Source organism: Staphylococcus massiliensis CCUG 55927 (genome assembly GCF_000298075.1).
Taxonomy (GTDB): domain Bacteria; phylum Bacillota; class Bacilli; order Staphylococcales; family Staphylococcaceae; genus Staphylococcus; species Staphylococcus massiliensis.
Map to the genome: position 1 here is coordinate 1,385,177 of NZ_JH815593.1, position 12,121 is coordinate 1,397,297.

At 34.1% G+C, this 12,121-nt stretch carries 13 protein-coding genes; all 13 read right to left on the reverse strand.

Features of this window, described 5'->3' with window-relative positions; genetic code table 11:
• Positions 1–36: 36 nt before the first annotated feature.
• Positions 37–810 carry an inositol monophosphatase family protein gene (locus tag A33S_RS0106855; protein WP_009384718.1) on the reverse strand — a complete coding sequence of 258 codons (774 nt, stop codon included), beginning with the start codon at positions 808–810 and terminating at the stop codon, positions 37–39.
• A gap of 14 nt (positions 811–824) precedes the next feature.
• Positions 825–1,325 (reverse strand): isoprenylcysteine carboxylmethyltransferase family protein, encoded by a 501-nt coding sequence (locus A33S_RS0106860; RefSeq protein ID WP_009384720.1) that lies wholly within the window; start codon positions 1,323–1,325, stop codon positions 825–827.
• 33 nt (positions 1,326–1,358) lie between these two features.
• Positions 1,359–1,952 (reverse strand): YdeI/OmpD-associated family protein, encoded by a 594-nt coding sequence (locus A33S_RS0106865; RefSeq protein WP_009384721.1) that lies wholly within the window; start codon positions 1,950–1,952, stop codon positions 1,359–1,361.
• A 106-nt stretch (positions 1,953–2,058) separates the two neighbouring features.
• Entirely contained in the window at positions 2,059–2,406 is a 348-nt protein-coding gene (locus tag A33S_RS0106870) for a zinc ribbon domain-containing protein YjdM (RefSeq protein ID WP_009384722.1), read from the reverse strand.
• A gap of 76 nt (positions 2,407–2,482) precedes the next feature.
• Complete coding sequence (locus A33S_RS0106875) at positions 2,483–3,343, reverse strand: NAD-dependent epimerase/dehydratase family protein (RefSeq protein ID WP_009384723.1); 861 nt, start codon at positions 3,341–3,343, stop codon at positions 2,483–2,485.
• Positions 3,343–3,900 (reverse strand): sugar transferase, encoded by a 558-nt coding sequence (locus A33S_RS0106880; protein ID WP_009384724.1) that lies wholly within the window; start codon positions 3,898–3,900, stop codon positions 3,343–3,345. The genes A33S_RS0106875 and A33S_RS0106880 overlap by 1 nt, the downstream gene beginning before the upstream one ends.
• 12 nt (positions 3,901–3,912) lie before the next feature.
• On the reverse strand, positions 3,913–5,118 hold the full coding sequence (locus A33S_RS0106885) for a glycosyltransferase family 4 protein (RefSeq protein ID WP_017176666.1): 1,206 nt from the start codon (positions 5,116–5,118) through the stop codon (positions 3,913–3,915).
• 25 nt (positions 5,119–5,143) lie between these two features.
• Positions 5,144–6,367, reverse strand: a complete 1,224-nt coding sequence (locus A33S_RS0106890) for a lipopolysaccharide biosynthesis protein (protein ID WP_017176667.1) — start codon at positions 6,365–6,367, stop codon at positions 5,144–5,146.
• Entirely contained in the window at positions 6,357–7,775 is a 1,419-nt protein-coding gene (locus A33S_RS0106895) for a hypothetical protein (RefSeq protein ID WP_017176668.1), read from the reverse strand. Before A33S_RS0106895 ends, A33S_RS0106890 begins: the two co-directional genes overlap by 11 nt.
• Positions 7,762–8,844, reverse strand: coding sequence for a glycosyltransferase family protein (locus tag A33S_RS0106900; RefSeq protein WP_017176669.1), 1,083 nt, complete (start codon positions 8,842–8,844; stop codon positions 7,762–7,764). Before A33S_RS0106900 ends, A33S_RS0106895 begins: the two co-directional genes overlap by 14 nt.
• Before the next feature lies 1 nt (position 8,845).
• A complete protein-coding gene (gene wecB, locus A33S_RS0106905) occupies positions 8,846–9,970 on the reverse strand; it encodes a non-hydrolyzing UDP-N-acetylglucosamine 2-epimerase (protein ID WP_009382153.1) in 1,125 nt (374 codons plus the stop codon).
• Between the two features lie 3 nt (positions 9,971–9,973).
• The gene (locus A33S_RS0106910) at positions 9,974–11,080 is read right to left on the reverse strand and encodes a polysaccharide biosynthesis C-terminal domain-containing protein (protein WP_009382155.1); all 1,107 of its coding nucleotides are present in this window, start codon (positions 11,078–11,080) and stop codon (positions 9,974–9,976) included.
• A 12-nt stretch (positions 11,081–11,092) separates the two neighbouring features.
• Positions 11,093–12,121, reverse strand: coding sequence for a nucleoside-diphosphate sugar epimerase/dehydratase (locus tag A33S_RS0106915; protein ID WP_009382156.1), 1,029 nt, complete (start codon positions 12,119–12,121; stop codon positions 11,093–11,095).

The following is a 12,121-nucleotide window of genomic DNA, read 5'->3' on the forward strand; positions in this document are numbered from 1 at the left end:
AGACGTGATATGCCTCGACAATCACGCCTTACCTTATTACTCATTAATTAACTTGATCACATCATCAAATACATCTGGATGCGCAAATACCGCACCTTTCACATGATTCAAATCAATCGGATTTCCTTTTAAATCAGAAATTACTAAACCAAGTTGTTCGGCATACAATAGCTGCGTACTCATATCCCAAACATTCGCATAGAAATCGATACTCGCTCCAATTTGCCCGTTTATAATCTTCATCGCACCAATACCGCCTGCACCTTCGTATCGAAAACCAAACGATGCTTGAATGAGCTTTTCAGTGAGGAGACCGCCGGCAGGCTCAGGATCAAATGAAATTAACGAATCTGCTAACGATGGTAATAAAGGCGTCTTGATTTCAGTACCATTCACTGTAGGCACTTCGCCATCAACTGCTTTATAGAATTTCTGGTTCACGAAATCGTAATGGTAGGCTAATGACGGCTTGCCATCGATAAATAAACTTAACACAAGACAGTAGTCATCCTGTTGTTTAACAAGATTTGTCGTGCCGTCAATCGGGTCGATAATCCAAACATAACCCTGGTTCATGTTGATGCCTGAATTATCCTTCTCTTCACCAACAATTTGATGATCTGGAAAGTGTTCATCGATTAACGCTTCAAAATCACGCTGGATATCTTCATCGAGACTTGTCACGAGATCAGTAGGACTTAACTTCGTTCCCACTTCAAACGTTTCCATCTTCTTGGCTACAAAATCAGGTAGTTCTAAGATCCATTGTGACATGATACCATCTATTTCAAGCAAATTACGGTTCGCCATCAATACCGACTCCTTTAGAAACTTTCTTTTAACATTGCATTCTCGTCTTTAATTCGAAACCACATGTAAAATACATATGGAATCATAATCAATATATTAAAATATGTTTGCGAAATGAACATGATTCCTAGAACTTCAAGTGGTGTCACGATAAAGTACTCAGGGTGTCGTACGAACTTGTACACCCCGTCCGTCACGCGCATCCCACTCGGCACCTTAAACAAGCGCAATGCCCACGTTTCATGTAATATGTACCAAATATAAAACCATAAACTATAAGCTATCGTGATAAGCACGAGCCCTATCACAACGTTCATCGTATATGACGGTTTCACAATGAGCGTCATCACAATCGTACATAAATAATAAATATGACAAATGAGTTCAAGCTTCATCGACGTTTCAATTTTAAGTTCCTCTAAACCGTGCTGCTTTAATGCTCTGGCATGCCACTCAGACACACCTAACATAAAGCAACGCATTACATACAATAAAACAATAATCCAAGTTATCATGATGTTCACCTCTCGTTGTAGTTGGATTCAAAATTATTTATCGTTTATACCTTTACCATCTAGAATATGATCGTAGTACTTTTCAAGACGTGATTTCTGCGTCGCCTCACGCTTCGCACCACCAATAAAGAGTGCATACGCACGTTGACGTCCAGGGGTTAAACCTTTAAACGCCGCTTCAAAGTCTTCGTCTTCTTTAAAGGCCTCAAGCAATACTTCAGGGAAATCTTCCTCAGACATGCCCTTCTTCTCAACCTTTAAACCTTTCTTCTCAACTTCAATAGCCGCTTCAACATACTTTGGAATCTCATCAAAGACTGCCTTCACGTCTTCAACACTCTTAAAGCGCATTTGACGCGCAGATTGAACATGCTTCGTTTGTTGAATTAATAATTGCTTCTTATCGTCAATTAATGCACCCTTATGGAAAAGCAACGCACAATAATCATTAAATCCATGAATCAATACAATATTCTTACCATCTAATGTATAACAAGGATGATTCCACTTAACATCCTCATCTAGATCACACTTTAAAATCGCTTCACGCAATAACTTAAATTCCTCATGCCACTTCTCTTCCTTCTCAATATAGGCATATACTTTAGGATTTAATTCCTTCGCCATGGATAGTATCCCCCTTTAACTTAATTTAATTATAACGAAACGTACTCAAACTTCCTATAAAAAAAAGAGACCCGAGTTTAAATTCAACTCAAGGTCTCTAACTTCTTTATAACTTTTTCACAAACTCAGATTTTAAACCGACTTGGCCAACGCCCGGTACCTTACAATCGATGTCGTGACCGTCATCAGGATCCACAAGTTTAATACCTTTAACTTTCGTACCTTGTTTAATGACAGAAGACGCACCTTTAATCTTTAAGTCTTTAATTACAGATACATCATCGCCATCATTTAATACATTGCCGTTCGCATCTTTAATCAGCGCGGCTTCTTGTTCTTCCTTAAGTGAATCCTCCGTCCATTCATATGCGCACATCGGACATACGTACGCGGCACCATCCTCATAAGTATATTCAGAATCACACTTCGGACAATTTGGTAAAGTTGCTGCCATTGTTCTCCTCCATCAATCTAATTTAGTTAATAATAATGTACCACAAATTTTTATCGCTTTCTTTTATTTTTTAGAATTAGCGAATCGTCTTTTTAAGCGCGTCACCGAAATCAATAAACCCTTTACGATAATCTTGTGGTTTATCAATATTCTGTGAGTAAACTAAATTACCATAAACTTTCTTAAGCATTGGTACTTTATTCATCATCTTGAAAAGCCCTTTAGATACAGGGAACGTTTTCAGTTGCTTACCTTTTAACATGCGAATATCGTGAATCGTTTCAGTCGTCGACATATATGAAAAGTCCTGTGGGTGAAAGATGCCACTAGCTTGTTCGTACACGAGTGTCTCTACAAAGCGAGTTAAGTTATCTATATGAATGACACTGCGATGATTATGAATATTAGGAAATAACGAACCTAAACGCGCTATTTTTTCAAGTTTAGCAAAATTACCTGGTGCATCTTTGCCATATACCATAGGAGGTCTTACAATGCTCACCTTAAAACGATTTGTTTCAATTTGTCTTAAGTAATCTTCAGCATAACCTTTAGAGATACCATATGCAGTTTGAGGGTTGGTAGGCGTAGTTTTAGTAATAATCGTTTCATAGCCAACCCCACCAAGTAGTCCAAAAACATTCATAGTGCTAAAGAATATAAATTGAGATACGCCATCCTGTTTAGCCTTATCAGCGATCTTGCGCGTTAAATGATAATTAATATTCATATAATCAAGCATGGAAGCATTCTTTAGGTTGTTATGCACGATAGCAGCCGTATGAATGACAACATCAAAGCTTTTAAAACTCTGTGCTAAGTAAGTAGGCGACTTAACATCTAAACGCTTAACATCATGTCCTAAATCCTTAAAATGTTTTTCTAATGCACAACCAATGTAACCCTTAGTACCAGTAATTAAAATGCGTTTAGCCATTAGTGAGAAACTCCTTCTGAAGTCAATGTATTACGTATTGTCTTATATATGATGAACATATCTAGCATAAAGGATTGATTATCAATGTAATATTTATCGTACATAACCTTTTGATCGTCATTATTGTCATCACGCCCCATAACTTGAGCTAATCCTGTTAAACCCGGTTTAACTTTATGCACACCTACTCTAGTTCGCTTTTCAATAAGTTCATATTGATTATATAAAGCAGGTCGAGGTCCAACTACAGACATCTCACCTTTTAAGATGTTAAATAATTGAGGAAGTTCATCTATTGAAGTTTTACGTATGAACTTACCTGATTTAGTAATATATAGACTAGGATCTATTTTGTCAGTAGCTACATTGGGTGTATCTACCTTCATTGAGCGAAACTTATAAATTTCAAAAATTTGGTTGTTAAGACCTGGGCGCTTTTGCCTAAAAATAATTGGGCCTTTCGATTCAAGTTTTATAAATAACGAAGTAATTAACAAAATTGGAGAGAATACAATAATTGCATAAGACGTACTTAAGATATCAAATAATCGTTTCATACATTTACCCCCTTACTTTAAATATTGGTAATAACGTGCTGTCCCTTTTTCACGCGTGTAATGCTTTTCATAAAGTTCATATGCCTTAGTTCCCATTTGTTTGAGCTTTTCACGGCTCGTTAGATCAATGAACTTCAGCATTTGGGTTGCGGCTTCATTAGGTATATGAACACCCGCTTGATATTCTTCAATTTGTTGTACGATGTCAGTTGAAGCATCCATAATTGTGATTAACGGTTTTTTAGCAGCAAGATAACCATAAATCTTACTTGGTACACCTAATCCAATTCCTTCTTTAATAAGGGAGACAATAGCCGCATCAGAAATTTTTAATACATCTGAATAATCCGTACCAGTTAAGAAATCATATAACCGAACGTTTTCAATTTGATGACGTTCGATAAAGTCTTTAACAGCTTGATACTTCTTCCCATGACCACATAGAATCGTGAGTACATTCCTGTTTTGTTGATTGAGCTTTAAGAAATCTAGGATAGTATCCATGTCTTGTAACTGTCCCATATTACCGCTATATAAAAGTATCTTGTCGTACTGCTCACGAAGCATTTGGAACTCTTGATTATAAACTATTTCGTCTTTAAGTCCTTTATTATCGTACCAGTTAGGTGTAATACGAATCGTTTCAGGTTTCTGACTTATTTTTTGACTCAATAAATAATTTTTCATCTCAGAACCTAGTACAAAAACATTTGATGCGTTCTGATATACATGTTTATTAATATAAGTCATCAACCGATCAATCATACTACCAGGTTTGGTAGCTCCAGTCTTAATCGCATTATCTGGCGCAATATCATATACCACAAAAGAATACTTTTTTTTAAAAAGACGATAAAGCACATCAGGTATCAAAGGTAATATAGGCGGATTCGAATATACGAGAATATGATCATACTTCAGCATCCGTGGTGTCTCTAGACAAAATCGTATAAACAATGAGAAGAAATTAAGGATACGCCCTATTTTAGATTTATTATTGAAGGTGAAATACTTTAAGCGTTTGATACGAATACCTTTAAACAATTCCTTGTAAGGAACACGTCTTGATTTACTGTATTCACTTGGGTATCCACAAATTACATCAACCTTCATTTGATTACTAATTAAATCTTCTGCTAATTGAGTTGGTAATGTTGCTGAAGAGACATATTCCGGATAAAAATACTGACACAAAATAAGTAGACGTTTTTGTTTCATAGATAATCTCCTATTATAAAAGAAGTTATATGGCCTTCTTAGATTTTTTAAATATATAAATATAAAATGTTATAAATGAAACAGTTACAGTTAATGAATTCAACCATACAAAACTTTGAAAATCTAATCCCAAGATGTAACTAATTAAGCTAGAAACTATCGTTAAACCAAGCGTCCCTCCTTGGAATATCAAGTCTATATGTTGCTTATTTATAACGATGTTAGCTAATGATATTGTAGAGACGATTAGTCTTGTCACATATAGAGTTACAAATGGTATGAATAATATTGTTACCTCTAACCAATCGCGACCTAAGAATAATAAAACTACCTCTTCTTTTAATAAAAGTAATGGTCCATATGCTATTAAACCAAGGAAAAATAACCCTAGAGAGAATTTAAGCAATACCGGTCTAAAGTTATTAAATTTATAATAATCTTCACTAGCTTTTTGCATAAAGATTTTTGATAACCCCATACCTGCGACTACTATAGGAACATTAAGTATTCTTGTTGCCATACCATAAATGCCAACGTCCTTTGTTGAATACATTAGTCCTATTATAAAAACAGTTACACTAAACGTTAAGCTATTAATGATTATAGAAGGGGTAGAGTAAAATAATTGATTAGAATGTAATTTAAACACTTTTTTCAAATATCTAATATTCTTGTTTAATTTAAAGTGCTTTTTAAATTCTTTAAAACCTATTATAATCCCAGCTAAATAAGATAAAGTGAAGCCTAGAACCAGACCTAAACTATTATGAGTTAACCAACCAAATGCTATTTGGACAATGACCATAAGTAAAGTTCTAGTGATATTAATAATGCTAATATGAAAATACTTTTTATTTAGATTAAGATAACTCGTAAAAATGTTAGTTAAACTAACGAAAACTAGTAAAAGCACAAAAGAAATTATTTCTAGATAATATCCCTTTAATACTATTGAACCAACTACCCCAGCTAGGATAGTAAATATTATTATAATAAGGCTTATCATTATTGAAATTTGAGCTATTGCGTTTGCCTTTTTAGTAGTCTTAGAATTTATAATAAGCAAATCAAATCTAGCGTTTATTACAGGTATAAATATTAAAGCTAGATAATTAAATAAGGTAAATATACCAAATTGTTCTGGGGAATAAATTCTAGATATTATTGGCACACTAAAGATCAATACTATTTGTGCTATAGCACTTGATATAACTAATAAAAAAGAGTCTTTTAAAAACTTATTCTTCATAAAAATCACCTTTAATCGATTTAGTAAGAATAAGAGAACCACTTAACTTTCTTAATAGGTAACTTACTATAACCACAGCTCCAAAAACTCCAATTACCATAGTTGCGTGACTTAGTAGTTGGGGTGTATTAGAGAATGTACTAAAAGTGAATCTCATTAATACATAGTAAGATATAAATTTTATTTCTAAGTACTTATTTAAGTTGGCAATATATTCAACTAAAGCTATTAAGAAAATATTTAAAATAATTATTATTCCGAAGCCATAGCCAAATATCGAAAAACCATAAGCACTACTTGATATCAAGTGACCCGTCATTTGTTCATTGTCATACATCAACAAATTAAATCTCTGGCTTAGTAGCAGATAATTTTCGTTAATAAAAAAATTAAGTACAAAAATCGATCGAATTATATCTAGGACAAAGTCTACAAAAGTCACATCAAAGTATTGACTATATTTGATAAAAGATCCTATATTATGTGGTCCATAAAAATATGATTGTAAAGTGTCGACAAATTTTAGTTGACCTAATGAATTTGATGATAAAGCTTGTTGATACGAAGCATATTTAAAAATATAAAGTTCCTTATATAAAGTGACACCTATAAATACTAAACCACCTATAGATATAAGTATTTTATTAATTATCTTACTGTGCTTTTTAAATAGCAGAGTTATTATACCTACTATAGCTAGCAACGTATAAATTTGGTAACTTCTTCTTTCGCCAACTATTATAGAAATATTAATACTAGCTAACAGTAAAGGTATAACTAAGTATTTAATATTAGGATTTATAACGTACTTTTTATAATTCTTAAAGCTAAATAATAAAAATAATAGTATCATCGCAAATTGAAAAAACATTCTTAGTAGCACGATATAGGAGGGTAGCTGTTCACTTTCTCGTCCAGATTGAGTTGTTTTAATAAAAGTGAATGATAAACCTTCTTTAATCCCAGGTACTACTAATAGAATTCCAATAGCAATGATTATAAATAAGCTATAGAAAACTTTAGAACCTAATAAGTTTACATCTTCAAGTCGATTTTTCTTTACTTTTATTAAATTTGATAATATTAAGATAGTTAAAGCACCAATTACATACTCTATCCCCATTAAGGTATAACCTTGGTTAATAACGGAGTATCCTAAAGGTAGATTATCTACTTTGTCATCTTTAGTTAAAGTTATTAGAAATGGAATGTTAACTAGCCTAATAAATCCTAATAATTCATAAGAAACTTTTAGAACAATGAAGTTATCTTTAGGGGTGAAATTCAAAATACTTAAACTTAATAAATACACTAGCGGCAAAGCTAAAGTATAATTGATATCTACAATTACTTGAATTATCAATGCTAGTATAGTTAGTAAGTAAAGTAGTAATTTATAAACCTTCATCTTCCACCACCTTTTTTAACTCGTCGTATAATCGTGTATTTCGATTCTCGATTTCTTTTATTTCTTTTTCAACCTTATGATTTACTATTTGATATAGTTTTTGAGAATACCAATCCCAAATTTCGTCTCCGAGCTTGTCATTCTCAAGATTCACATCAAACCCTAAACTTAAATCATGTGCTTTCTTACTCGTAAATGTATTTGGCGAGGTTAAAATAGGCTTTCTTAAGTATATTGCATAGTAAAGACGAATTGATAAAGCAGTATCTAATGCTATATCATTATTGCCATAAACGTTGTTTAAAATATCAGTTTCATCAAGTAGTCTCGGTGTCTCTTCAATTGGGAAACCACCAAGAAATTTTACGTTATTAATATCATTCTCTTTAGCAAATTGAGCTAACCTCTCAGATCCTGTACCAAAATATTGCAGTACAAAACGATCATCATTTTTCAATTTCATTAATAAATTCTCGTGTACGTTAAAAAATCTATTGTTACCGATAAATGAAATTCTTAAAGGTTTTTCACGTTTAAAATTACGCTCAATTCGGGCTTCGCTAATTATATTGTGATTAGCACTATAAATAACAAAGTATTTATTTGATTTAGGTAAAAAAGTTTTAAAACCTTCCGAAGATAAAGTTACAAATTTACTTTTATCAATAAGCCTCTTGAGTAAGAATTTAATGATTGGATTCTTTTCATGAAAGTAATCTCTTATATTAATGATGTACTTTCCTTCGTATTTGCGCTTTAAAATCTTACTGAAAAGATGTGCGGTATAACTTCCCCATACTATTACGAAGTCGTAATCATTGGCTTCAAGTAGTTTTAGTACTTTATTTTTATAACCTAAATAAGTTTTAATTTTTCTTAGTTTCGACCAATCAGGGTCTATTTGAATGTTAAATTTATATCTTCGTACACCTTCAACGTACTCATCTACGCCATGTTTATCCGCATAAATAAGGTCAACCTGATGCTTATTTAAATCTATATTCTCTAAATAATGTGATATTAAAGTCATGTGTTTAACGTTTACAGAACTTAAAATTGCTATTCTCACATCATTTCCTCCACACTACGTTATTAATGATTGGTGTATAACTTTGGATAATCTTCACGACTTTTTGAGATACGTTTGTATCTTTGTAATCCACAGCATCTACCATTGGTGCATCATTGTTTACCATTGAACGCGCTAACTCTACAGATTGAAGTAAACCTCCGTACTCGATGCCACCCACAATTACAGTACCTTTATCTAACACTTCTGGTCGTTCAGTTGACGTACGGATTAATACACCTGGGAACTTTAGAATTGAAGACTCTTCAGACAAAGTGCCACTATCAGATAACACGACGAAAGCATTTTTCTGTAGCGCATTATAATCAAAGAAGCCAAACGGTTTCATCTGGCGTACTAGCGGATGAAATGTAAAGTTACGTTCTTCAATCTTCTTCCAACTTCTAGGGTGGGTTGAATAAATAACTGGCATTTGGTACTTTTCAGCTATATCATTAATCGCATTCATTAACGAATTAAAGTTGGCTTCATTATCAATATTTTCCTCACGATGTGCAGAAACTAGAATATAGTTGCCCTTTTCGACATCAAGTTTACTTAAGACATCACTGTTTTCAATCTTATGCGCATACGTTTCAAGTACCTCACGCATAGGTGAACCTGTCACAAAGATATGTTCTTTTCTGAAACCTTCATCAAGCAAATAACGTCGACTATGTTCTGTGTACGGTAAATTCACATCACTCACATGGTCAACAATCTTACGGTTAATTTCTTCTGGCACATTCTGATCAAAGCAACGGTTACCCGCTTCCATATGAAAGATAGGAATCTTAAGACGCTTAGCCGCTACAGCCGACAAACAACTATTCGTATCTCCTAAAATAAGTAGCGCATCTGGATTCACTTCGCTTAAAACCTCATACGATTTCGCGATAATATTCCCCATCGTATCACCTAAGTGAGTACCAACTGCCTCTAAAAAGTAATCCGGTTCACGAAGTTCGAGTTCTTCAAAGAACACCTCATTTAACGTGTAGTCATAGTTTTGACCCGTATGTACAATTGTTTGGTCAAAATAAGCATCACAAGCTTTAATCGTACTTGATAAACGAATAATCTCAGGTCTCGTACCAACAATAGTCATTAATTTTAATTTACTCATTTTCTAAACCTCCAAGTAATACGTGTCTGGATTCTCAGGATCAAAGATTTCATTCACCCACATAATCGTAACCATATCCGTATCGCCTAGGTTCTCAATATTATGTGTGTAACCAACTGGAATATCTACAACTTCAAGCTTGTCTCCTGAAACAAAGTACTCGTGCACAGCATCTTCATCTGGCTTACGAAATCGAATCACGCCTTTTCCTGAAACAACCAAGAACTTCTCATTCTTTGTATGATGCCAATGGTTCCCTTTAGTAATGCCTGGTTTCGAAATATTTACAGAAACTTGGCCATGTTTCTTAGTCTTAAGGAACTCAGTAAATGATCCGCGTTCATCCGTATGCATCGTTAAAGGATAACTGAAATCATCTTCAGGTAAATAACTTAAATACGTGCTATATAAAGCCTTTTGAAAGGGTTTATTTAAATTCGGCACTCTTAAAGTTTGGCGACTTTCCTTAAATTTATAGAGTAAATCACGAATATCACCTAAACGCTCTAAGTGCACATTAGGCACGGTTGGCTTACCCCCTTCAAGATTAGGAAAGCCTTCTATCGCACGAATAAATTCATGAATGACATCATCAATATAGTTCAGCGACAACGCAACATTCGGGTCATTAACCTGAATATCAAGGTCACGCGCAATATTGTGACAGAACGTCGCGATTACAGAGTTATAATTCGGACGACACCATTTTCCAAATAAGTTAGGTAAACGATAAATGTATACCTCATTCCCATATCTCTTTGAAAAGTCACGTAACACCGCTTCGCCTTCCGCTTTACTTTGACCATACGGATTGTCCTTCGAAGCTTGTATCGATGACGACATAATGATAGTTGGCGCTTTATCATTATCTTTAACAATTTCAAGATAAGATGTAAGTAAATCAACATTTCCTGCTTTAAATTCAGCATCATGTTCAGGACGATTAACACCAGCTAAATGCACGATTGTATCCGCTTCAAGTAAATGTTGACGTACATCTGCTTCAGACGTATGTCTCGTAATAGGAAGTACTTCATATTTTTGATGTTTCAGTTCTTGAATTAAGTTCTTACCAACGAATCCATTTGCACCAGTAACAGCTATTTTCATGAATGGGGCCTCCTAATTAATTTGTGAAACCTTTTCTTTTAATGCTTCTTTTACATAAGGAAGTGTTAATAACTTCTCTTTAATTGCTTCAATTGATAGACGTTCTGTATTATCGGACGTATATTCGTATGCTTCTGTTATGTTTTTACTACCGTCTTCAAAGTATTTATCGTAATTTAAATCTCTAGCATCAGCTGGTACACGATAATAACCACCCATGTCTTCAGCATTCGCATATTCTTCACGCGTTAATAACGTTTCAGCTTTCTTCTCACCATGACGTGTCCCAATAATCACGATGTCATTGTCTGCTTCAAACAACTCAAGTAACGCTTGTGCTAAGTCACCAATTGTAGAAGCAGGTGCTTTTTGAACCATAATGTCTCCAGTTTCAGCATGCTTAAATGCATGAACCACAAGTTCAACTGCTTCTTCTAAACTCATTAAAAAGCGTGTCATAGTAGGATCGGTAATTGTTAGTGGTTCGTTATTTCTAATTTTATCGACGAATAATGGAATCACCGATCCTCTTGAGGCCATAACATTGCCGTAACGTGTTCCACAGATTAATGTTTCATCACTATTAACATTACGACTCTTTGCGACAAAGACCTTCTCCATCATCGCTTTAGAAACCCCCATCGCATTGATTGGATAGGCTGCTTTATCAGTCGATAAGCAAATGACTTTCTTAACACCCTCTTGAATCGTCGCTTCAACAACGTTTTCAGTTCCTAAGACATTTGTTTTAATTGCTTCAATCGGGAAGAATTCGCATGATGGTACTTGCTTAAGTGCCGCAGCGTGAAAGACGTAATCAACCCCACGCATCGCCGTATCAACACTATGTCTGTCACGCACATCCCCAATATAAAATTTAATTTTTGGATTGTTATAAAGTTTACGCATATCATCTTGTTTCTTTTCATCTCGTGAAAAGATACGTATTTCGCTAATATCTGAATCAAGGAATCGTTCCATAACAGCGTTCCCAAACGACCCTGTACCTCCAGTAATTAACAATGTTTTTCCTTTAAACAT

What these genes read in the sequence shown, in the direction of transcription:
- A33S_RS0106855 (WP_009384718.1), bottom strand. Translation starts at nt 810, where the DNA reads ATGGCGAACCGTAATTTGCTTGAAATAGATGGTATCATGTCACAATGG.
- A33S_RS0106860 (WP_009384720.1), bottom strand. Translation starts at nt 1,325, where the DNA reads ATGATAACTTGGATTATTGTTTTATTGTATGTAATGCGTTGCTTTATG.
- A33S_RS0106865 (WP_009384721.1), bottom strand. Translation starts at nt 1,952, where the DNA reads ATGGCGAAGGAATTAAATCCTAAAGTATATGCCTATATTGAGAAGGAA.
- A33S_RS0106870 (WP_009384722.1), bottom strand. Translation starts at nt 2,406, where the DNA reads ATGGCAGCAACTTTACCAAATTGTCCGAAGTGTGATTCTGAATATACT.
- A33S_RS0106875 (WP_009384723.1), bottom strand. Translation starts at nt 3,343, where the DNA reads ATGGCTAAACGCATTTTAATTACTGGTACTAAGGGTTACATTGGTTGT.
- A33S_RS0106880 (WP_009384724.1), bottom strand. Translation starts at nt 3,900, where the DNA reads ATGAAACGATTATTTGATATCTTAAGTACGTCTTATGCAATTATTGTA.
- A33S_RS0106885 (WP_017176666.1), bottom strand. Translation starts at nt 5,118, where the DNA reads ATGAAACAAAAACGTCTACTTATTTTGTGTCAGTATTTTTATCCGGAA.
- A33S_RS0106890 (WP_017176667.1), bottom strand. Translation starts at nt 6,367, where the DNA reads ATGAAGAATAAGTTTTTAAAAGACTCTTTTTTATTAGTTATATCAAGT.
- A33S_RS0106895 (WP_017176668.1), bottom strand. Translation starts at nt 7,775, where the DNA reads ATGAAGGTTTATAAATTACTACTTTACTTACTAACTATACTAGCATTG.
- wecB (WP_009382153.1), bottom strand. Translation starts at nt 9,970, where the DNA reads ATGAGTAAATTAAAATTAATGACTATTGTTGGTACGAGACCTGAGATT.
- A33S_RS0106910 (WP_009382155.1), bottom strand. Translation starts at nt 11,080, where the DNA reads ATGAAAATAGCTGTTACTGGTGCAAATGGATTCGTTGGTAAGAACTTA.
- A33S_RS0106915 (WP_009382156.1), bottom strand. Translation starts at nt 12,121, where the DNA reads ATGTTTAAAGGAAAAACATTGTTAATTACTGGAGGTACAGGGTCGTTT.